Below are 21,533 nucleotides of genomic sequence, written 5' to 3'. Positions count from 1 at the left end.
TAAGGGGAGAGTTTATGGCGGGGAAATTAAATGATACTGCTCGTCTAGCCCTTCTAAAGTCATGGATTAGAGAAATTCAAGCAAAGAAACATACCAAAGCTGAGCTAATAAGTTGGGTTGCATACTTAAATGTCGAATTATCTCGTTTCAAGAATGCAATTCCAACTCTAGAAGAGCAAATTTTAAGAGATAGTATTCTTAAAAGCCTTGTCCCTTCAGCAGGCGGGAGAGGTAAATCGGCAATTAACGAACAGAAGAGAGCATTCGTCCATGATGAATGGTTGAAATGGAAGTCGAGCGGAAAGGTTGTTGGAAGATATAAGACTTCATTCGTTCATCATATTTTGGATTTATTTAACAAAAAACAAGTTAATGATAAGTATGGCGACCCTTTTCACGAAAAGTATATAAATAAACTTTGCCTTCAATGGGAGAAAGAATAAATATCTCCGTGCTAGCAGGATAGTTTATTAATTTCCTCATAGTTTTCACAATGAAGTCTTCTTGTAGACAACTTGTGAGAAATAAATGGAAATATATGACTGTGATAAGTTTGAATCATGCTCTGCTCCCGTTTGCCCACTGTGGAGACCAATTCAAAATCAAAAAATACTAAGGGATGAAAAGTCCTGCTTTTACTTGCTTGAATACCAAAAAAGAGATTCTAAGGATACTTTTGAGGGGTCTGGGCGTATTGAGCTCTATGATTTGATGGCTAGAGTTACGGATGAAATATATAGATGGCCAAACCTAAACTCCCAGCTATATAGGGCAGTTCAGAAGGCATCAAAAACAGGCTCAAGAATTCTTGCTGGGAGAAGTTTGAATGCCTAGCCTAATACTTAATCTAAAGAAAATCAAAGGGGTAAATCCACTTGAAACTTGTTTAAAACATAACTTAAGAAAGATAAGTGCTGAATTGGGTGGATACAGCGGAATTGATGCTACAAGAACTAACTTGAATAAGATTCTGATTGGTGGAAATAATATTCCATCATTGAATCTGCAGTTTGCAAAAATTCTAAGTTCTTACAAAAGAAAGATTCGACCAGATGCAGTTAGATTAATGGAGGCCGTTTTCTCCCCAAGTATTGATTTTGAGGGTGATTTTGATGAGTTATTCCGTGACTCGGTCGAGTGGATAGGACGTTACCTTAGGGTGCCTATTATTAGTGCGGTTATACACAATGATGAGAAGTTCCCTCATCTTCATATTTTGATGGTGCCCTACCAAGATGGGAGATTATCTGCAAAGACTGTATACGGCCCAAGAGGTCAACTACATCAAACAATCAATGCTTTTTTTAAGGATGTCGGATGTAAGTACGGCCTTTACAACCCACGAGCCGATAGAAATCTGTCCTATAAGCAAAGAGCTGAAGGGGCGTCCTACATAGCAGATGTACTTACTCGATTTCCTGAGTTAATAACAGAAAGAAGGATGGAGTTAGAGAGGGCTTTCAAAATTAACCCCCTCCTCTTTATGGATGCATTAGGCATTCATCCTCTTGAGAGCGGCCGAGAAGAACTCTAAGGTAAATAATGAATTAATGATGTAGGTGAGGAGAGAGACTGGATATGAACAGAGGAATGATTATGAAATATGTCTACACAAGATAGACCTTTTACATCTACAGTTAGTATTCTCTATAGGGCCAATCAAAAGTTATTTGTATAAATTCTTGTTAGAACTTATTTGACTCTATTTTTTTGCACATTCCAGAGAGATGAAAATTAACCTTATTACCTCTAGAGACAAGCTCCTTATCGAAGGCTGCCGCCCCTGTTTTTCTATTAATTTGAACCCTCTCAAATCCTTTTACCCCATAACTCTCATATCTCACAGATAAATTGTATTGACTGTCATTTGATTGATTTGAGGCAATTGAGTCTGCTGAATTTTGACTTATCAGACTTATGAAGGCCTTTCCATTGACGTCATCCACATTGATAGTCAGATAACTTGTACCCGAAGTTAGTGACACCAAAAAAGGAGTTGAAACTATCTGCTTTGGCTTTCCATTATCAGAACTAGTTCCACTCATTTGGCAATTCAATGAGATATCTTCTGCAAGTACTACATTGCTAACCAATAAAGTAATTATTAGGCACATTAGTCTCATTGTTGCAACTGCCTTTTTCTCTTTTCAATCTCCAATCTCCTTAGCTCAATTTCTTGCTTTCGAAGTTGTAGCTCTTGTTCTTGAAGGTCATATCTTTGAGAGGAGTTGAATCCATCGTTAAAAGCCTTACCAGGGTCAAATGAATTGACCATGTTGTAGATATCCTGAGGAGAGTTCTGTCTTTGAATTTGCACCTGACATGGAGACGTATAAGGCGTACCGCAACCACTCTGTGCCTCAGCAAAAACTGCAAACCCAAGAAATCCCAATCCTAATAATCGATGAAATGTCATCACCACCCCCCCCTACTTGTCTTATGTCGATATTCTATATCCTAATATGGGATATTTGGGGTTAACTCATAGCATGGGGTCATGCTTGAACGACAACGCTATGAACTACTTAGAGATGAGCTTAAAAGTGCCAGGGTTCAGGCTAAGTTACTTCAAATCGACCTTGCCAAGAGGCTTAGGAAGCCACAGAGCTATATCTCCAAAGTTGAGTCTGGGGAACGTAATTTAGACATCATTGAGTTTGTATCCTACTGTGAAGCCCTTGAGATTGAGCCAAGTAAGTGGCTGAAGAGACTGATAGATAAATTCTAAACCTCATCATCAAAAAGAAATCGACTTCAGCGATTCATATGACCGAAACAGTCATCAAGCCAGCCTTCAACTCTCGCTCTTGTATATGCAGAGGCAGATAATTTCTTAAACTCAGCCCTTGATTTGCAAGTTTTAGCCAATTCAATACATTTTTCATATGTCCAAAGTCGCTTAGATTGATTACTTCTTCCATCAATCATATGTTCAGTACATTGCACTACCCATCCTTTACTTACCGCGACAGAATAACCACTAGGCTTAGCCCGTGACCACTCTGTTTTAGTTTTATATTTTTTTGCATCCTCAATACATCGCTCAAGAGTCCAGTGATTCTTAGGAGCTAACATTCTCACCATATGGGAGGAGCAAGACTCAAGCCATCCTTTTTTAAATGCAGCCTGATATCCGCCAGGACTATTTGTAGACCAATCTTTTATTGTTTTGTATTTCTTAGCATCAGCAATACAAGAGTCTAAAGTCCATTTCAGTCTGTTTTTAGTTAGCTTAATTTCATCAGATGTGAGGCTACGCTTGCGAAACTCGAAGCTCAACCTATTCTCGATGGCCACTCGCTTCAATGTATTGATAACTTTATCTTGAATATCTTTCTTTGATGCCACATCCCTTTGCCAAATTTCAAGAAATTCAATCCCTTTTGCGAGAGCCCAATTTTTCTTAATTGCATCTCTCTCCTGAATACTCTTTGCGTCACCAGCCCGCCTACCCCACCCAACCAAATGCTGCTCACCATGAAACTCAATGATTAAATTAAATTCAGGCAAATAAAAGTCAAACGGGCGTCTTGCAACCTCAGGAAACTCCTTAAAGCGATGCTCCATTGAGTAAGGGATATCGTATGCAATCAATATTTCTAGTATTGAGGCCGGGCCAAACCATAAACCTTTTGTTTCCATGTGTTTACAACACTCTTCAAGCCAGCCCTCCTTATTTGCCTTAGAGAATGATGTTTTATGTGTCGCCCTCCACTCCACTTTGGTGCGATATTTAAGTGCGTACTCTTTGCATCTATCTAATGTCCAGTATCCATCTGGCATTTTTGTTTGAATCATGTGACTTGCACACTCATCAAGCCATCCATTTTTAGATGCACTCTTGTGACTCATAGGGTTGCCCCTCATCCATTCAACCCTACTTTTATATTTCAACGCTTCAGATTTGCAATTAGCTAAATCGTCCCAAAATCCATTTGGGGCCTTTTTTCTTTTAACCTTTAATTCAGACTCCTTAATTTTGGGATGATGACACTCAGGACACCATGACATTTTATGAACGACATTTAATGGAATTGCCTCCCATTGATGCCCCTTCATACACTCCCACAACAATTTAGTTTTTGAATTTTTATATGAATCAGACAGACATTTGCCACCTCTATCAGAGGCAACTTTTCTCATATAGTCAATACTTGCCGTAACACCCTTTTGTCCAACGCAATATGGACACCAAGAATTACGACTCGTAACGTTAACTGGGGATGCACTCCACTCATGGCCTGCCGAACATTTCCAAGTTAATGGAGTCCTAGCATCTATATATTTATCTGATAGACAAAATCCACCCCTAGAGTTTGCTACCTCCTGCATTTCGTGAATTGTTTTTTTCTTCATAGCAGTGGTTATTGCTTTATAAAAATAGGAATTTGTTATTTATATTAATTCTAGTTTGATAAATTGGGCTATAAATTTAGTCAAATCAAAATTAAAATAATTGAACCCGATATCTATGCATATTTATATGCGAACTTTCACCTCAAAACATAAACTGGGTAATATCTTAAAGCTGCATAAGAACATATAAAATCATTTCTCATGGCTTATGTTTATATACTTGAAAATAAGGTTGCAGGACGCATCAAAATTGGTGCGACCGTTAATCATCCCAATGACCGCCTTTTAGATATCAGCAGGATGTGGCGTGTGATTAAGGGTCGTTGTCAAATTTGCCTTAACTGGAGAATGCTGGTTGATGGTCGCATGCCAGACCATGTCCAATGCACTGGAAGCGGGGAGCTACCCCTCGAGTACGGCACCCAGTTAGCCGAGGAACAACTAGCAGATTTACAAGAACAGATTCAATCACTAAGTTATAGCGATTTGAATTTTGCAACGAAACGAATTAAAAATTTAACAAAAATTCTCAAGAACTATAAAGAAAATCCATCTAGATTAGGCGTTTGGGAATTACGGGCCTCATTCAAAACTGATTCAGCTTACTTAGCCGAGGAGTATGTACATTTAAAATTGGAGAATTACCTAGATAGAAAGGCTCCATTTGGAGAGGTATTTAGTTGTCCACCAGAGAAAGCAATTGCAGTTGTGGAGAATGTCATAGCCCAGCTAGAAAATCAGTAACATCACTATATAGTGGGTTACTGTGGCTCAGTCCATGAGTAGACAATCTCCTTGTAAAAGGTCACCGAACCATTCTTAGAGAAACTCCAAACTGTAAATGGACCCCCTTGAATACTTACTGGCTCACCTAACAATGCTCGCACTTCAGGCTGCGACAAATCTTTACGAAGCTGTCGCCAGCCAGTTAAATCAATCGCTGGCTTTTGGGAAGCTGGTAAAGATGTTGACTTGCTTGGCTGAATCTTTGCGGGAGCAGTCTTTGATGCCTTGACTTGATTAGCTTGATTATCGGTATAAACTGCCCACCCGATAAGTCCAATAGCTACAACAATTACACCAACAACAATAATTGCAAAAACTAGGCGAAGAAAGCTCATAATAGTTTCAAAGAACATTTGGATTTTGGCCATGGTGCCAAACTGAGCAACTTCTTTATTTTCTATTTTTAGATTGATATTTTGGTCTTTATCCATTCATAGCTCCTATACCTCTTATAACTATAACTCTCAAATTTGAAAAGTTTAGTAATCGACTCAAGCACCCTTATATATATTTTTTAATTTCTAGATTTTCCCCCTCCCCCCATCTGGACAAGAGAGTGGACAAGTTTCTAGCGTTTTGGACAAGTTTTGGCTATATTGGACAACTAGGTGAGTTCAGTCGTAAAGACCTACATGCTCTAGAACAGTTGATTAGATGGCATACAACAGGAGGATTTGGCCTGCCCAGCACGATTCGAACGTGCGACCTACGCCTTAGAAGGGCGTTGCTCTATCCAGCTGAGCTATAGGCAGTGTGTACTGGGACTGAAAATTCGTAAAACTTAGAGAAAGTGGTCGGAGTACAAGGATTCGAACCTTGGACCCCCTGCTCCCAAAGCAGGTGCGCTACCAGGCTGCGCTACACTCCGACGGAATCGATATTCTACACCGAGAAGGCCCAGGAGGGCAAATACTGTAAGATTCGGTGCATGGAAGCCTTATTTTTAAGCAGACTGAACAAGCAATTCCGGGGATGGATCGCCCTGAGCTTTTTGCTTGCCAGCTTAATAGGCACCCACTGGATCGGCTTTACCCACAGCATTAATCACTCCGGATTACAGTCTCATCATGTTGAGCTGAGTTGTGCAGATCAAGCGCCCACCCTCGACCATAGTTCTGCTAGTTGCCATCTACTGGATGCACTCACACTAGCTGGCTTCGTTGCAGCGACACCCAATCTTTTCCTTGCTAACAACTTCTTCCATGAAGTGCAATTGGCATCCAATGATTCTTTACCAGCCCGCATCCATGTAGGGCTGTATCAATCTAGAGCACCACCTAGCCTCATCCTATAAATCGTCCGACACACCAAGCTGAATTGTTTGGATTGAGATTTATTGCTCCACTCAAGTAGTGGCACGCATTAGGAAAGAAGGAAACACCATGCATCAAATCAATAAACCATTGGGTAAGCGCAAGCTGATCTATGTTTTAGTCTTGGGATTCATTAGCACTACCGCTCTTGCGCAATCTCAGCCCTCTCTCGAAATCACAGCTACTGGATCTCAAGAAGCAACCCAAAGTATTTTGACGCCGACCAAAATTTTGCAAGGCGATGAGTTACTTAATAAATTAGGAAGTACCTTAGGCGCCACCCTCGCTAATGAATTAGGTGTATCGGCAACTGGATATGGCGCAGGATCATCGCGGCCAGTGATTCGTGGTCTTGAGGGTGCTCGGGTGCAGATCTTGCAAAATGGTTTATCAGTTGGGGATGTTTCGAACATTTCTCAAGATCATGCTGTTGGCAACAATATGCAAAATACCCATCAAGTCGAGATTCTGCGTGGCGCTGCCGCCCTACTCTACGGCTCAGGCTCTAGTGGCGGACTTGTTAACGTTGTTAATGATCGTATCCTGACTAACCTGCCAGATAGGCCTACAGGCGCAGTCAATACCAGCTATGAAACTGTAAATAATGGTAGAGCTGGAGCAGTTGAAGTGGATGGCGCTTTTGGTTCAGTAGCAGTGCATGTTGATACCGCCATCAATAACGCTAATGACTATCGTATTCCAGGGTTTGCTAACCAAGGCGGTCCAAATCAAGAGTGGTCTATAAATCCTGGTCAGCCGCAAAGCGTTCCATACTCTGGAAAACTACCTAACTCCTTTAGCAATCAAAATAATTTAGGTGTTGGTGTTTCTTATATTGGTCAGAACGGCTATACCGGTGTTTCGGTTGAGCGCCTGAATAATAATTACGGCATCCCAACACCTGAAGGCGGCTCGATCAATCAGTCACAGAATCGCTACGATTTACAGCATCAGACACGCGATCCATTTTCAGGCTTCTCTTCATTCAAATTTAGCGCGGCTAACTCCAATTACAACCACACTGAGTTCAATAATTCTGGTGTAGCCCAGTCCCTTTGGAAAAATATAGCCAATGAAGCCCGCTTTGAATTAGCCCACAATCCTATTGCCGGATGGAAAGGCACATTCGGAGCACAGGTATCTGCAGCCTCTTTGAATGCAACAGAGGTTGGGTCAGGTAGCTATGCAATTGTGCCGCCGACCAAAACGAATTCCAACGCCTTGTTTTGGATTGAGGAAGGGAAATGGAATTCACTACAAGGAAATTTAGGACTGCGTTACAACAATGTGGCACAAAATCCTAACCTCGGTACGGCACTAGAAACCCAAACAATGAATAATGCCAATCCTACACCGAGCATTTTGTTACAAAATCGCAGCTTTAATTTAATGTCATACTCAGCCGGTGGCTTGTGGAACTTTATGCAAGGTCATGGTGCTGGAGTAGCTTATACGGTTTCTCAGCGAGCTCCTAGCGCTCAAGAGCTTTACTCTTATGGCGCACATGAATCTACGGCAACATTTGATATTGGTAACCCCAATCTCAATAAAGAAACCTCGCATAACCTTGAGTTCAATATCCAAAAAACTAGCGGCTTGATGCGAGCTAAAGCCAGCGTCTATGCCAACCGTTTTAATAATTACATCTACGGTTACTACACCGGTCAATATGTGCCCGCTGTAGAAAATTTCTCAGTAGTTGTTGCGCAACAAGCAGCGGCCACCATCAAAGGCGTCGAGGGTGAGCTCACTTATAACTGGCAACAACATGGTGTTGGTGGACGCGTATTTGGTGACGCTTCACAAGGTACATTTGATGCTGGAGGCAATCTACCCCTACAACCTGCTCCTCGCTTAGGCGCTGAAATTGCTCATCAACGCAATGGTTGGCTTACTAATGCAACGTATATCTACAGCTATCAACAGAATAAATTGGCAAGCTGGGAAATTGGACCTGCACCGAGTTACAACTTATTGAATGCGGGCATCTCATACACAGAAAAAATTAAGGATGTGAATTGGACTGTGTATATGAACTTAAAGAACTTACTCAATGAGCAAATTCGATATGCAACTACTCCAATGGCTGTGAGACTGTTTGCACCACAACCCGGCAGAAGTCTCATGGTTGGCTTGCGAGGAACTTTCTAAGCTTTAGACTATTTTAGGTAAGCCATCAATAAAGCACCCAATCCTCCGGAGCCAAGAATGACTAAGACTGGATTAATCTTGGTTCTGAGGATGAGGTACAAAGTCACGAGGGCAAGCATCAAAGTAATACCACTCACTACAGATGCTTTTGCAACAGCAAAGACTCCGGAGGACATCAGTCCAATCGAAATTGGCTCTAGTGCATTTTGAATAGATCGTCGCCATGGACTTTCCCCAAAGCGGTTCCATATGCGACCAACATAAAAACAGAGAACACTCGAAGGTAAGAAGAAAGACAGCAAGACAATGCCAGCGCCAATCAGCCCAGCAATTTGATATCCAATTGCCAGGACCATCAGCATATTGGGACCCGGAGCTAGCTGGCCAATACTATAGATGTGTACAAATTGAGTGTGATCAATGCCAAACTGATGTGCCAATATGATCTGCATCTCAGGCAGGACTGCCGTTCCACCGCCAACCGCTAAGACGGAAAGCAAGGCAAAGGTCAGGGCTAAGTGAATCAATAGACTCATACTTGCTTACCTGGTCGATATAGGTAAATAGAAATCGGCGCCATAATCAGGATCACGTATGGCAGTGATAGCTTGAGAATACTCATCAGAGCAAATGTGCAAACAATAATGCCCAAGGATTTGAAGTGGCGCCAATGACTATCGCCAATTTTGTAAGTGATTGCTGCCAATAAACCTGTAGCCGCAGCAGCAATACCACCTAGGATCAGATTGACTGAGGGATGATCGGCAGCACTGGCATAAATCATGCCAATACAAAGCACAAAGAGTCCACCAGGGAATATCAATCCAAGGGTAGCAATAATGGCGCCGAGAGCACCTCTAAGGTGATCCCCAGAAAGCACGGCCATATTGACTGAATTGAGCCCAGGCATGGTTTGACTAATCGCAAGATAAGCCATGAACTCATCGGCACTAAGCCACTTACGCTTCTCTACCAACAAGATGCGTTCGTAAGCAATAATGCCGCCCCCAAAACTAACAGCACCAATAATTAAAAACTGAATGAAGACATCACGTAAGTACGGAGACTTCGCCATCTCAGAATCAGATTGAAGCTGTTGACTCACTCAGGCTTTCCATAAATCAGCGCTGTTTTTGTACTGCCAATTTCTAGCCAACTTGCTAACTCCAGCTGGAGCTTTTTGAAGAACTTATCTGCACGCTTATGGGCCTTGGCTTGACCTCTATTAGCGTCATTCACTCGATATGAAAAAGCAAGCTCGCCAATAATTGGATCACCTACGCTTTTCATCCAGATGGCAATCTCACAATGTGCCTGAACACCATCGCCAAACACTAAATTACCGATTGGAAGGCATGCCTCCAGAATCTTATTGGTACGGCCCCCAACAATCCGAATGGGTGCTTTCTTATCAATTGGTAGCGCCATTATCCCGGGGAAATATTTTCCAACGCTAGCTAAAGACTTATCAAATAAGCTATCAATCGGAACGGCGTCCAGAATGGCGTTATTTGAATAGATCGATCTTACAGACCCAACTGCATCACCTCTTAAGATTTCTTCTTTCAGGCGCAATCTAGATTTAATACTTTTTTTCGGCGATGGATCAAATTGATGAGATTGGGCAAGACTCCCTGTGCGGCACTTAAGAGTAACTTCGCACCAATCATCAACCCAGACGTTTTGTCGCGATTCACGAACTCGTAGAATGACGTTGTTGCGTCGAAAGTCTTCGCCAGGTGTATCGTAAAAATAGATGTTCCGTAATCCGGTAGTGGCATTATCGAGATGGAAAAACTCGACTTTACTTTTCTTACAAAACTTTAGGATTTGTTCGCTTAAGGCAGTGATCCTACTTCGGCGATCAAGGCCTTGAGGCTTAATGAGAAGTTTGAATTCTCGATTGGTAATTAATGGCTTAGATTTCATACGGTTAACCCCTCATATTGATGAGAGGTTAACACTTTCTAGCGCAGATCAGTAGATCTCTGGAACGTACATATCCTTGGGAACCGGACCGCGCAAATAGTCTGGATTGTGGACGCGTGCAGGCAAAGTAATCTCTGGATGCTCAATTTCTTTATAAGGAATTTGATCCAGTAGGTGTGTAATACAGTTCAAACGTGCTTTTTTCTTATCATTAGCAGCAACAACCCACCAACGGGCTTCAGGAATATTGGTTCTCTCTAACATCGTCTCTTTTGCCTTTGTATAGGCTTCCCAGTGACGTCGTGCATCGAGGTCCATAGGACTTAACTTCCACTGTTTTAGAGGATCATGAATACGCATCATGAAGCGGTTGTACTGCTCATCATCGGAGATGGAGAACCAGTATTTAATGAGAATAATTCCGGAGCGGATAATCATGCGCTCAAATTCAGGAACTGTACGTAAAAATTCCTCATACTCATCATCAGTACAGAAACCCATTACCTTTTCAACGCCAGCACGGTTGTACCAACTACGGTCAAACAAAACGATCTCGCCGCCTGCGGGCAAGTTGGATACGTAACGCTGAAAATACCATTGGGTCTTTTCACGCTCACTAGGGGCGGTAAGCGCAACCACTTTACAAACACGGGGATTGAGTCGTTGGGTAATGCGCTTAATGGCTCCACCCTTACCGGCTGAGTCACGACCCTCAAATATGACAGCAACCTTGAGCTTGTTCTCTACAACCCAATCTTGGAGCTTTACCAATTCGCCTTGCAAGCGAAATAATTCCTTAAAGTAAACCTGACGCGGAATTACTGAGGAACTACCACTGTCCGGAGAAAGGCGGTCATCATCGAGCTCCATTTCGAGCTCTTCATCCATGCTATCTAAGATTTCTACTTGTGCACGGCGATACCACTCGGCCATCTCTTTGTGTTTTGATGTCATTTTGTCCATTGAACCATTACTAGCTTTGTATCCCAAGGATATGACACTTTTATTACAAATGTATTAAATGGTCTTTGCTATTAAGTCCTGAGCGTGAGTGGCAAGCACTTTCCTGTCGATGGGAGCCCCTAAATCATGCTGGTAGGAAGGCAAAATTGTCAAAGTTGCCTCTAAATCACGCGCATCGAGAATATTGGCCATGGATTCTAATAAACCCATATCTCCTATAAACGCTGGGGCCTCGCTACGCATTCCTGTCGATCTATCAATATAGCGAATCGCCATTGGAAAGACAGGGGCCTGGGCAACTATTGCCCCTTCAAATAAATTAGGCCTGAAAGGTAAAACAGACTCCCCATTGGTCGAGGTGCCCTCAGGAAAGATGCAAATAGACTCGGCCTGCAAAACCTGAGCCATTTGGCCCACGACCTGCCTTGCGTGGCGAGAACTGTCCCGGCGGATAAATACCGTGCCGAGCTGCTTAGCCATCCACCCAAATATTGGCCAACTTGCAACTTCGGATTTAGCCACAAATCGGATCGGCCTGAAGGCGTTAATCACATGAATGTCCATCCAGGAAATGTGATTGGATGCAATCAGGTGTGGGGTGTCAGTCAACAGCTTAGCACCACTCACTGAGAGCTGAATATTAAATATCTTTAATAAACGCTTTGACCAGTCTTGAATCTTTCTATCTTTATTGCCCCTGGTCAAAAAAGGAAAAATAAAAGAAAGTGTGCAGACGCCACAAATGACATGCATCCATATTTGCATCCAACGCCAGATTCTTGGCGTACGAGAAATGCGATTGGCGCGGTGGTTTTGCAAAGATTTATTCATAAACTGACATCAATATAAATCATGTCATCAAACTGACTCAAAACTGTCATGAGCGGTTCATAAAGCACAGGCTAAATGTCTACTCATGATGCATTACAGAGCTATCTGGATTTCTGACATACACCTAGGAACATCAGGGTGTCAGGCAAACTATCTTCTAGACTTCCTCAAACATAACGAGGCTGACAAATTCTACCTAGTTGGCGACATTATCGATGGTTGGCGACTTAAACAATCCTTCTACTGGCCCCAAGCCCATAACGATGTAGTACAAAAGTTATTACGTAAGGCGCGTAAGGGTGCTGAAGTTATTTACATTCCCGGCAATCACGACGAAGCAGCTAGGCAATATTTTGGTATGTCCTTCGGGGATATTCAGGTTCAAGAAGAAGTTATTCACACAACACTAGATGGTCGCAAGCTTTGGGTTACCCATGGCGATCTATTTGATGGGGTCATGCAATACGCCAAATGGTTGGCCTATGTTGGAGACTCTCTCTACTCATTTATTTTGTATATCAACCGCTACTTCAATATGTTGCGGGTCAAAATGGGCTTGCAATATTGGTCGCTTTCTCAGTACTTGAAGCATCAAGTTAAAAATGCAGTGAGCTATATTGCCGACTTTGAACACATCATGGCTAGAGAAGCCCGCTTGCGCGACTGTGATGGAGTAGTTTGCGGCCATATCCACAAAGCGGAGATCAGAGAGATTGACGGCCTACTCTACTGTAATGATGGTGACTGGGTAGAAAGCCTCTCTGCCCTAGTAGAGACTACTACCGGCGAACTCAAGATTATTTACTGGACCCATATCAAGGGTGATCCAGCTACAACACCCGAAATTACCCTTCAACCTGCTGTTGAATCACTTATCAAAGAGGCCGCCTTATGAAAATTATGATCATCACCGATGCATGGGATCCACAAGTAAATGGTGTTGTAAGAACGCTGAAGCAGACTCGTGAAGAATTAATCGGCATGGGTCATGAAGTGGAGATGATCACACCGAATGGCTTTAAATCTATTCCTTGTCCAACCTACCCAGATATTGCCCTATCCCTTTTCCCGGGTAAAGAAGTAGCGCGTCGCATTAAAGCATTTGCTCCAGATGCAATGCATATTGCTACAGAGGGACCCCTAGGTTTATCAGCCCGTTCATATGCAGTCAAAAACAAACTCCCCTTTTCAACTGCATATCACACCCGTTTTCCTGAATACGTTAAGGCCCGCACAGGCATCCCACTCGCCATCACTTATGCCTTCATTCGATGGTTTCACGGCCCCTCCATGGCAGTAATGGCTCCAACGATTGTGGTTAAGGATGACCTGGAAAAGTATGGTCTATCCAATGTCGTATTGTGGTCTCGAGGCGTAGATTTAGATATCTTCAAAATGCAAGACTCTAAGGCACTGAATACGGCTCACCCTATCTTTCTGTACGTGGGTCGGGTTGCGGTTGAGAAGAACATTAATGCCTTCCTAGAGATTGATTTGCCAGGATCCAAATGGGTTGTTGGCGATGGTCCAGCCATGGCAGGAATTAAAGAAAAGTATCCTGACATTAATTATCTTGGCGTACTACAACAGCACGAGCTCGCTAAAGTCTATGCAGCGGCAGATGTGTTCGTCTTTCCAAGTAAAACCGATACCTTTGGCTTGGTACTACTCGAAGCAATGGCCTGTGGAACACCAGTTGCTGCCTATCCAGTCACTGGGCCTATTGATGTCTTGGGCAAATCAACAGCCGGCGCAATGAATGAAGACTTACGGGAAGCTTGCCTACAGGCACTCAAAATTCCTCGTGAAGTGGCAAGAGCACATGCTGAGAAATTCTCATGGCGTGCGGCATCCGAGCAGTTTGTTAATCACCTCAAGCCAGTTCCAACGCCCGAAGTGCATGTGACTGCTTTAGCTTAAGGACTATTTTGACTACGCCTTACAACATTAATCAGAATCCACACAAAGGAAATCGCGGGCTCACACGGGCCTGGTATGCAGCGAAAAATTCCTGGTGTGGATTTGTTTATGCCTTTAAAGAAGAGAGCGCGTTTAGACAAGAGCTCACTTTACTAATAGTGCTATCCCCTGTCGCCCTACTCCTGCCTATCAATCCATTAGAAAAATGTGTCCTTATTTCTTCTCTGGTGATGGTTCTAGTAGTTGAACTTTTAAATTCAAGCGTTGAAGCAGCGATCGATCGCATTTCATTTGATCATCACGATCTATCTAAAAGAGCAAAAGATTTTGGCTCAGCAGCTGTCATGCTATCCCTGCTTATAGCAACAGCATTTTGGGTAACGATCTGCGCTCCACTTGTCATCAATTCGTAATACAGCAGGCTTACGATTTAGATATATTCATTAAGGAAAACTATGTCTGATATTCCAAACCCATTAGGTGCATTTGATATCTTCAACTCACGTTTTGAAGGTCATCCAAAGAAGTTAAAAAAGAATAAAGCCGAAGCAATCAAGAAGTTATTCTCTAAAAAGATTGCCAAGAAACTGTTCGGGAAAAAATTTGCTTTACGTACACGCACTGAATTGAGTGCACTTGAGCCTGTAGCCATTGATAGGGCAACGACAAAACCTAAGCGCCCTGCTTTTCAAATTACCTGGGCTAGCAACGCCAGTGAAATCAAAGAAGCGCAACGCCTGCGCTATAAGGTATTCGCTGAAGAGATGGGAGCAAAACTTCCAGAGAATGCGGAGAATCTGGATATTGATGAATTTGATGCCTACTGTGACCACCTCTTAATCCGCGATCAAGAATCATTAAAAGTAGTTGGCACATATCGCGTCCTTCCGCCTCATAAAGCGCTTGAAATTGGTCGCCTGTACTCTGACTCTGAGTTTGACTTGTCCCGTTTAAATCATTTGCGCCCAAAGATGGTTGAACTGGGCAGATCATGCGTCCATGCTGATTACCGATCCGGTGCAGTGATCATGGCGCTCTGGAGTGGCTTAGCTCAATATATGCAAAAGCATGACTATGAGATCATGCTCGGCTGCGCAAGCATCCCTATGGGTGATGGCGGCCACTTTGCTGCGAGTCTCTATAACTCCCTGACCAATGAACAAATGGCACCGGTAGAGAATCATGCTTTCCCACGACTGCCGCTCCCTCTAGAGCGCTTAAATGGTGGCCTAGAAGTTGAGCCGCCGCCATTGATTAAAGGCTACCTAAAGCTTGGTGCAAAGATTTGCAGTGCGCCTGCCTGGGATCCAGACTTCAATACAGCAGATGTTCTAACCATGCTACGCCTCTCAGAGATTAACCCACGCTACGCTAAGCACTTCTTGGGACTCTAGGTAGTTTAGGAGGCTTGAAATACACCTCCTAATGAAATTATTTCAAATTGACTTTATAAGGACGGCCGATACGCTCCCATTCGGCCGCTTCTTTTTGTAGGCTAAATTCTGTTAAGGGATGCTCCTTTGCCCATTCCTTTGAAAGACTGACCAAATAAGATCCATCTTGCTCTGATACTTTCACTTTAGGAAAGTTAACGTCACTTCTGCCGCGACATAGGGCCTGGGCCAAACGCAAGCAAAACAGCATGCGCCAATCTTTGAAGCTAGGATTATTTGCCAGCTTGCCTAACTTGCCAGTATGTCCAATTAGTAGCGCAGCCAACCTCGCTTGATCGTTTTTTGAGAAACCTGGCATATCGGCATTCCCGGCTATATAGGCAGAATGTTTGTGATAGCCATTATGAGAAATGGATAGCCCAATCTCATGTAAGTTTGCTGCCCATTGGAGTAAGGCAATATTATCTGATCTACTCTCGGCATCTGGCTTAGGTAATTGCGCTAAAAAATCGGCAGCATGTTGACCTACTCGCTTTGCCTGCTCTCGATCAACTGAATAACGTTGCATAAATTGCTCGACCGTGACAAAACGCATATCGTCATGCTGAGAGCGCCCTAAGAGATCGTATAAAACACCGATACGTAAGGCGGCATCAGTCACTTCCATGCTATCAATACCAAGCTCATCGAAAACGGCAATCATAATTGCCAATCCCCCAGGCCAAACAGACCTGCGGTCATCTTTCAGGCCCAGTAGCTCAACATCATTAATATGCTCATATTTGAGAAGATGCTTTTTCATGGCTCTGAGACCATCGCGCGTGATGAGTCCACTCGAGCCGTTGACACGGCCCATAGTTAGACCCTCATCAAGCTGGCCATTGAAATTATTCTCTGAGATCAGGTCTGCTAAGGCGCGAGCAGTTCCAGAAGAGCCAATTACCTGCTTCCAGCCGCTTTTTAAATAGGCGCCTGCAATCACCTGGATCTCACGACGAGCGGCTAGCTCGGCCTCTTTAAAAGCATGCGCATCGATATTGCCCTTAGGGAAAAAACGTAGGCTATGAGAAACGCAGCCGATATAAAGACTCTCCATCAGCTTTGGCTCATAGCCTTTGCCAATAATCAGCTCTGTAGATCCGCCACCAATATCCACAACCAAGCGATTTCCGTGGACTGCCGAAACTTCATGAGCAGCGCCAATATAGATCAAGCGCGCTTCTTCAACGCCAGCAATAATTTCAATTGGAAAGCCTAGAGCTTCCTCTGCATCCCTGACAAAGCTAGGGGCATTTTTAGCAACCCGTAGCGTATTGGTGGCAACAGCACGAACCTTTGATGGATCAAATCCACGAATTCGCTCACCAAAACGACGGATAGCCGTTAAGCCTCTCTGATAGGCATCATTACCCAGTAATTTGTTATCAGTTAAGCCTGCCGCCAAGCGAACCGATTCGCGGAGGGTGTCAATAGGACGTAATTGCGTACCAGAAGGCGTATGCACCACCTGAGCAACTAACATTCGGAAGCTATTTGACCCAAGGTCAACAGCAGCAACCAAGTCAGATGAATTTTTTCCGGAGATGTCTTTAAAGATGGTCAAAATATTTCCAGCGGCTAAGCAAAGTTAATTGAATATGTCTATTTTATGAAAATTACGTGACATATTCATGAAACGAGGCCTTAGTCTACTAGTAAATATCTAAGCCGCTAAATTTTGCTCCGAGCTGGAGCAATCAATATTTCCAAAGCTACAGAATATGCAGCAATCACCAGACTTTGGCCTCAATATGGCATTACAAGCTCTGCAGCGATAGAGGTGTTGAGAGCCACCGACAGGAATACCCAAGGTTTCTGATTGGAGGCAGAAGGGACAAGTAATTGTTGAGTGAAATTCGTTGTTTTTTGAGTTCACATCCACATCATCTAGCAGCAATATGACAACTTGATGTCCGCAGATGACATGGGAATGTCACATTAACTTGTTAGGATGAACTCAATCTATCACTGGGGTCTTAAAAATGAGCAAATACCACTATGAAGACGCCATCCTACAGCTTCAAGAGTCTGGGGCAATAGGCTTGGCGGATTTTAAAAAACTGCCATATGAGGATCTTGTTGAGCTGCTTGAAGAGATCAAGGTATGGTGTCTTTATGCAAATGGCAAACTAGAAAAATTACCTAAAGAGTCGAAAAAGAAAAAGAAAAAGAAAAAGGATTGATGTGCCATAAGCCGATCAACAGGCTACACGATCTTTAGGAAAACGTAATGTGAATGTGCTGCCCTTGCCCGGCATACTGTCAATAATCAGCTGTGCTTGATGACGATTAGCAATATGCTTAACGATAGCCAAGCCTAAACCAGTTCCACCAGTATCTCGAGAACGACTTCGATCCACACGATAGAATCTCTCTGTTAAGCGCGATAGGTGCTCAGAGGCGATGCCTGGCCCGGTATCCGTAACTGAGAACTCACCTTGCCCTTGAGCATTAACGGACCATCTTGCTGTAACAGCACCAACATCTGGGGTGTAACGAATTGCATTTGAAACCAAATTACTAAAAGCAGAGAGAATCTCACGCTCCTCACCCATCAAGTCACAAGGTGAAGAAGTTTCAAAATTTAATGCATGTCGACCTTGGGAAAGTGCCTCAGCATCATTCTTGAGCAAGGCCATCAAAGTTGGAATTTGGACTGACTGCATAGGCGCTGGCAAAGTATTGGCCTCAAGGTTTGCGAGCGTTAATAAGTCCTCAACTAGGCTTTTCATTCTCTGAGCCTGAGACATCATCATCTCAAAATACTGGTCTTGTTGAGCTTTATCCAGATCCAAGGTATGAATAGTCTCTAAGAATCCCATCAGCACCGTAATAGGCGTCCTCATTTCATGGGAGACGTTTGCGACGAAGTCACGACGCATAGCATCCGCTTTTTGCAAGTCAGTCACATCCTGGACCAGCAAAAGGTGTCTATTTTGCCCAAATGGAAACGCCTGAAGCATCAAGCTTAGATTGGCATCCGCACCCATACGCTCCAATAACAATGGATCTTCAAACTGGCGCTTGGCAAGATACTGAATAAATTCTGGACGCCGAATCAAAAAATTAATTCTTTGTAATACGTCGCGTTTGAAATTGAGGCCAAAAAAACGTTCTGCAATCGAATTGCACCATTCAATTTGATCTTGATCATCCAGCATCAAGATACCGTTTGGCGATGCTTGAAATGCCTCAATAAAGCGATCGTGCTGTTTTTCGACTGTTCTAATCTCTTGCTTAAGGTTGCGAACTAAACGCTGCAAGCGAAAAAATACCTCTTCCCAAAATCCACTAGGTAGCGGCATATTCTCAACGGAATCCTGGATTACATACTTACGTAGGCGCGCTAAATTGATGTAGGAGTACACCAAAGGAATAGCTAAAACAACCAAGCCCGCAGGAATGGCAATATCAGGACCCCAATTGGCAAGTGCAATATAGGCTGCCACGAATGCGAGGCAAATGAGGAGAGTAAATCTAGTTAAAACAGATAGCATGGTGCAATCTTAGAGCATCCTTAAACCTTGCTAGAAAATCCTTAAAACTGCCTAGTAAATAGGCAATTAAACTTCCGTAGGTAGCTTGGTAATCCTATAGCCACTGCCTCTAACGGTTTCTATAAAGCGATCACAGTCCATGGGTGCCAAGGCTGCACGTAAGCGCTTGATATGAACATCAACCGTCCTTTCTTCAATATAGACGTCACTACCCCATACTTGGTCAAGCAAACTAGCGCGGGAGTGAACACGCTCGGGATGGGACATAAAGAATTGCAGCAGACGATATTCTGTTGGACCCAGCAGAATTGGCTTTGGCTCAACATTTGGCCATACCGCAAGAACGCGATGAGATGCCGGATCAAGCCGTATTGGCCCAACGGATAAGGGTCCAGTATCTTCAACTGGAATCTGCCTACGCAAAAGGGCTTTTACCCTGGCTAACAATTCCTTAGGCGAGAAAGGCTTGGTAACATAATCATCCGCGCCGGAATCTAAGCCCAATACTTTGTCTGACTCCTCGCTTTTTGCGGTGAGCATCAAGATAGGAAGGCCTCTAGTTCGCTCATTGGCCCGCAATTCTCGAGCAAATTGAACGCCTGATTTTCCAGGGAGCATCCAATCCAAAATCAGCAGGCTAGGCAACTCATCCTTCATCATATTTAAAGCTAAATCTGTTTGCATTGCCTTTTCAACCTGATAACCTGCGTGAGTTAAGTTAATTGAAATAAGCTCTGCAATAGAAGGTTCATCTTCAACAATCAAGATACGATGAGTCAAACTCATGGTTAATCCCTGTTCGCCTCACGGATTAAATCTTCGTGAGGGAGGTGACGCACATCAGAACCCTTGGCAATATAGATTACAAACTCTGCAATATTTTTAGCATGGTCACCAATGCGCTCAATCGCCTTAGCAATTGTTAGCATATCAAGGCCAGTAGTAATAGTATGCGGATCTTCCATCATGTACGAGATCAACTTACGCACAAATGCCCTAAATTCCTCATCAATCTGACGATCCTCTTGAACCACTTCCGCTGCTGCCACAGTATCAAGACGTGCAAATGCATCCAAACTGCGGCGCAACAATGAAATTGCCATCTGACCAGATAAGCGAATTTCAGCAACGTTGATATTGTGAGTTGCACCAGATTCGATTAAACGCTTTGTTCTTTTGGCAACGCGCTCAGCCTCATCGCCCGCACGCTCTAAATTAGTGATTGCCTTGGATACGGCCATCACCAGGCGAAGATCTCGCGCAGTAGGCTGACGACGTGCAATCAATTCCGTACAAGCCAAGTCAATTTGGATTTCTAGGTCATTGACAAGTTTTTCATTTTGAATAACAACATTACAGGTCTCAATATCCATCTGCGTAAATGCTCGCATAGCAGTAGAGATTTGAGACTCAACTAGACCACCCATTTCAAGCAAACGACTAGAAAGGGAATTTAAATCTGCATCAAATTGTGATGATAGGTGTTTATCTGGCATTTATTTCTCCAATTAACCGAAGCGGCCGGTAATGTAGTCTTCTGTTTCCTTGCGCTTAGGCTTAATGAATATTTCATCCGTCTTGCCATACTCAATTAAGCTTCCAAGATACATGTAAGCGGTGTAATCGGATACGCGCGCAGCCTGCTGCATATTATGAGTAACGATAGCAATCGTATACTCGTGCTTGAGCTCATTGATTAGCTCTTCGATCTTGCCTGTAGAAATTGGATCCAAAGCAGAGGTTGGCTCATCAAGCAAAATAACGGATGGCTTGACGGCAACTCCACGAGCAATACATAAACGTTGTTGCTGACCACCAGAAAGCGATAAGCCACTCTGATTTAACTTATCCTTAGCCTCATTCCAAAGCGCAGCTTTATTTAAGGCCCACTCGACACGCTCATCCATTTCGGATCGTGAGAGCTTTTCATAGAGACGAACGCCAAAGGCAATGTTCTCATAGATGGACATCGGGAAAGGCGTCGGTTTTTGGAAAACCATACCAATACGTGAGCGCAATAAATTCAAATCTTGGCCAGACTCAAGAATATTTTGGCCATAGAAATTAATCTCACCTTCGGCACGCTGACCAGGATAGAGGTCATACATGCGATTTAATGTACGGAGCAAGGTTGATTTACCGCAACCCGATGGGCCAATAAAAGCAGTTACTTTACCCTCCTCAATATTTAAATTGATATTCTTCAGGCCTTGAAAAGCCCCGTAGAAGAAGTTGAGATTACGCACTTCAAGAGCATTAACAACCTCTTTTGATGCCTGTTGATTACTGTTTAAATCCACTCTACCCCCTTGACTATCAATCTGATTTAAGTCAAACATTGTTTTCATATTACT

Annotated in this window: 26 protein-coding genes and 2 tRNA genes; 11 read left to right on the top strand and 17 right to left on the bottom strand. The window is 43.3% G+C overall.

From position 1 onward, the window contains the following. The first annotated feature begins 14 nt into the window (after positions 1-14). Positions 15-443, top strand: coding sequence for a hypothetical protein (locus FD971_RS04265; RefSeq protein WP_215334841.1), 429 nt, complete (start codon positions 15-17; stop codon positions 441-443). A gap of 383 nt (positions 444-826) precedes the next feature. Continuing rightward, complete coding sequence (locus FD971_RS04260) at positions 827-1,534, top strand: plasmid recombination protein (protein ID WP_215334840.1); 708 nt, start codon at positions 827-829, stop codon at positions 1,532-1,534. Positions 1,535-1,685: 151 nt separating this feature from the next. Here FD971_RS04260 and FD971_RS04255 read toward each other — a convergent pair whose 3' ends face one another. After that, positions 1,686-2,045, bottom strand: a complete 360-nt coding sequence (locus FD971_RS04255; RefSeq protein WP_215334839.1) for a hypothetical protein — start codon at positions 2,043-2,045, stop codon at positions 1,686-1,688. 74 nt (positions 2,046-2,119) lie between these two features. Next, positions 2,120-2,416: a hypothetical protein gene (locus tag FD971_RS04250; protein WP_215334838.1), complete on the bottom strand. Its 297-nt coding sequence runs from the start codon at positions 2,414-2,416 to the stop codon at positions 2,120-2,122. An 81-nt stretch (positions 2,417-2,497) separates the two neighbouring features. On the opposite strand from FD971_RS04250, the gene FD971_RS04245 reads away from it, so the two are divergent. Next, positions 2,498-2,728: a helix-turn-helix transcriptional regulator gene (locus tag FD971_RS04245; protein WP_215334837.1), complete on the top strand. Its 231-nt coding sequence runs from the start codon at positions 2,498-2,500 to the stop codon at positions 2,726-2,728. A gap of 26 nt (positions 2,729-2,754) precedes the next feature. Here FD971_RS04245 and FD971_RS04240 read toward each other — a convergent pair whose 3' ends face one another. Beyond that, entirely contained in the window at positions 2,755-4,356 is a 1,602-nt protein-coding gene (locus tag FD971_RS04240; RefSeq protein ID WP_215334836.1) for a zinc-ribbon domain-containing protein, read from the bottom strand. Positions 4,357-4,557: 201 nt separating this feature from the next. On the opposite strand from FD971_RS04240, the gene FD971_RS04235 reads away from it, so the two are divergent. Continuing rightward, on the top strand, positions 4,558-5,100 hold the full coding sequence (locus FD971_RS04235; RefSeq protein WP_215334835.1) for a hypothetical protein: 543 nt from the start codon (positions 4,558-4,560) through the stop codon (positions 5,098-5,100). Positions 5,101-5,117: 17 nt separating this feature from the next. Here FD971_RS04235 and FD971_RS04230 read toward each other — a convergent pair whose 3' ends face one another. The 3 genes from FD971_RS04230 to FD971_RS04220 all read right to left on the bottom strand — a co-directional run bounded on the left by FD971_RS04230 (position 5,118) and on the right by FD971_RS04220 (position 6,010). Further along, positions 5,118-5,573 carry a hypothetical protein gene (locus FD971_RS04230; RefSeq protein WP_215334834.1) on the bottom strand — a complete coding sequence of 152 codons (456 nt, stop codon included), beginning with the start codon at positions 5,571-5,573 and terminating at the stop codon, positions 5,118-5,120. 244 nt (positions 5,574-5,817) lie between these two features. Further along, positions 5,818-5,894, bottom strand: a tRNA-Arg gene (locus tag FD971_RS04225). Between the two features lie 39 nt (positions 5,895-5,933). Then, a tRNA-Pro gene (locus FD971_RS04220) sits at positions 5,934-6,010 on the bottom strand. A 60-nt stretch (positions 6,011-6,070) separates the two neighbouring features. On the opposite strand from FD971_RS04220, the gene FD971_RS04215 reads away from it, so the two are divergent. Both FD971_RS04215 and FD971_RS04210 read left to right on the top strand, forming a co-directional pair. Next, positions 6,071-6,436, top strand: a complete 366-nt coding sequence (locus FD971_RS04215; protein WP_215334833.1) for a hypothetical protein — start codon at positions 6,071-6,073, stop codon at positions 6,434-6,436. Between the two features lie 88 nt (positions 6,437-6,524). Continuing rightward, positions 6,525-8,606: a TonB-dependent receptor gene (locus FD971_RS04210; RefSeq protein ID WP_215334832.1), complete on the top strand. Its 2,082-nt coding sequence runs from the start codon at positions 6,525-6,527 to the stop codon at positions 8,604-8,606. An 8-nt stretch (positions 8,607-8,614) separates the two neighbouring features. On the opposite strand, the gene FD971_RS04205 is transcribed toward FD971_RS04210, so the two are convergent. The 5 genes from FD971_RS04205 to FD971_RS04185 form a co-directional block, all read right to left on the bottom strand. Next, complete coding sequence (locus FD971_RS04205) at positions 8,615-9,142, bottom strand: chromate transporter (RefSeq protein ID WP_215334831.1); 528 nt, start codon at positions 9,140-9,142, stop codon at positions 8,615-8,617. Next, entirely contained in the window at positions 9,139-9,711 is a 573-nt protein-coding gene (locus FD971_RS04200) for a chromate transporter (protein WP_215334830.1), read from the bottom strand. Before FD971_RS04200 ends, FD971_RS04205 begins: the two co-directional genes overlap by 4 nt. After that, complete coding sequence (locus FD971_RS04195) at positions 9,708-10,535, bottom strand: hypothetical protein (protein ID WP_215334829.1); 828 nt, start codon at positions 10,533-10,535, stop codon at positions 9,708-9,710. The genes FD971_RS04200 and FD971_RS04195 overlap by 4 nt, the downstream gene beginning before the upstream one ends. 48 nt (positions 10,536-10,583) lie before the next feature. Next, positions 10,584-11,489, bottom strand: coding sequence for a polyphosphate kinase 2 (gene ppk2 / locus FD971_RS04190; RefSeq protein WP_215334828.1), 906 nt, complete (start codon positions 11,487-11,489; stop codon positions 10,584-10,586). Positions 11,490-11,552: 63 nt separating this feature from the next. Beyond that, positions 11,553-12,329, bottom strand: a complete 777-nt coding sequence (locus FD971_RS04185) for a 1-acyl-sn-glycerol-3-phosphate acyltransferase (protein ID WP_215334827.1) — start codon at positions 12,327-12,329, stop codon at positions 11,553-11,555. 85 nt (positions 12,330-12,414) lie between these two features. On the opposite strand from FD971_RS04185, the gene FD971_RS04180 reads away from it, so the two are divergent. The 4 genes from FD971_RS04180 to FD971_RS04165 are packed head-to-tail and all read left to right on the top strand — an operon-like array spanning position 12,415 to position 15,643. After that, positions 12,415-13,224, top strand: a complete 810-nt coding sequence (locus FD971_RS04180) for a UDP-2,3-diacylglucosamine diphosphatase (RefSeq protein WP_371743062.1) — start codon at positions 12,415-12,417, stop codon at positions 13,222-13,224. Next, a complete protein-coding gene (locus tag FD971_RS04175; protein ID WP_215334826.1) occupies positions 13,221-14,249 on the top strand; it encodes a glycosyltransferase family 1 protein in 1,029 nt (342 codons plus the stop codon). The genes FD971_RS04180 and FD971_RS04175 overlap by 4 nt, the downstream gene beginning before the upstream one ends. Positions 14,250-14,257: 8 nt before the next feature. Further along, positions 14,258-14,662, top strand: coding sequence for a diacylglycerol kinase (locus tag FD971_RS04170; protein ID WP_215334825.1), 405 nt, complete (start codon positions 14,258-14,260; stop codon positions 14,660-14,662). A gap of 42 nt (positions 14,663-14,704) precedes the next feature. After that, positions 14,705-15,643 (top strand): GNAT family N-acetyltransferase, encoded by a 939-nt coding sequence (locus tag FD971_RS04165; RefSeq protein ID WP_371743060.1) that lies wholly within the window; start codon positions 14,705-14,707, stop codon positions 15,641-15,643. A 37-nt stretch (positions 15,644-15,680) separates the two neighbouring features. On the opposite strand, the gene FD971_RS04160 is transcribed toward FD971_RS04165, so the two are convergent. Then, positions 15,681-17,165 carry a Ppx/GppA phosphatase family protein gene (locus tag FD971_RS04160; RefSeq protein WP_215335182.1) on the bottom strand — a complete coding sequence of 495 codons (1,485 nt, stop codon included), beginning with the start codon at positions 17,163-17,165 and terminating at the stop codon, positions 15,681-15,683. A gap of 180 nt (positions 17,166-17,345) precedes the next feature. After that, on the bottom strand, positions 17,346-17,558 hold the full coding sequence (locus FD971_RS09950; RefSeq protein WP_305848903.1) for a GDCCVxC domain-containing (seleno)protein: 213 nt from the start codon (positions 17,556-17,558) through the stop codon (positions 17,346-17,348). A gap of 106 nt (positions 17,559-17,664) precedes the next feature. Between FD971_RS09950 and FD971_RS04155 the strand changes: the two genes are divergently transcribed. After that, positions 17,665-17,865: a hypothetical protein gene (locus FD971_RS04155; RefSeq protein ID WP_215334824.1), complete on the top strand. Its 201-nt coding sequence runs from the start codon at positions 17,665-17,667 to the stop codon at positions 17,863-17,865. Positions 17,866-17,880: 15 nt separating this feature from the next. Here FD971_RS04155 and phoR read toward each other — a convergent pair whose 3' ends face one another. The 4 genes from phoR to pstB form a co-directional block, all read right to left on the bottom strand. Continuing rightward, positions 17,881-19,179 carry a phosphate regulon sensor histidine kinase PhoR gene (phoR, locus tag FD971_RS04150; protein ID WP_215334823.1) on the bottom strand — a complete coding sequence of 433 codons (1,299 nt, stop codon included), beginning with the start codon at positions 19,177-19,179 and terminating at the stop codon, positions 17,881-17,883. Positions 19,180-19,245: 66 nt separating this feature from the next. Next, complete coding sequence (phoB, locus tag FD971_RS04145; RefSeq protein ID WP_371743059.1) at positions 19,246-19,965, bottom strand: phosphate regulon transcriptional regulator PhoB; 720 nt, start codon at positions 19,963-19,965, stop codon at positions 19,246-19,248. Between the two features lie 2 nt (positions 19,966-19,967). Beyond that, on the bottom strand, positions 19,968-20,675 hold the full coding sequence (gene phoU / locus FD971_RS04140; RefSeq protein WP_215334822.1) for a phosphate signaling complex protein PhoU: 708 nt from the start codon (positions 20,673-20,675) through the stop codon (positions 19,968-19,970). Between the two features lie 12 nt (positions 20,676-20,687). Then, the gene (gene pstB / locus FD971_RS04135) at positions 20,688-21,527 is read right to left on the bottom strand and encodes a phosphate ABC transporter ATP-binding protein PstB (protein ID WP_251368706.1); all 840 of its coding nucleotides are present in this window, start codon (positions 21,525-21,527) and stop codon (positions 20,688-20,690) included. Between the last annotated feature and the right edge of the window lie 6 nt (positions 21,528-21,533).

It is taken from the genome of Polynucleobacter sp. AP-Ainpum-60-G11, assembly GCF_018688375.1.
Taxonomy (GTDB): Bacteria; Pseudomonadota; Gammaproteobacteria; order Burkholderiales; family Burkholderiaceae; genus Polynucleobacter.
Note: the sequence above shows the minus strand (reverse complement) of the source record. Positions and strands in the feature narration are given on the sequence as shown.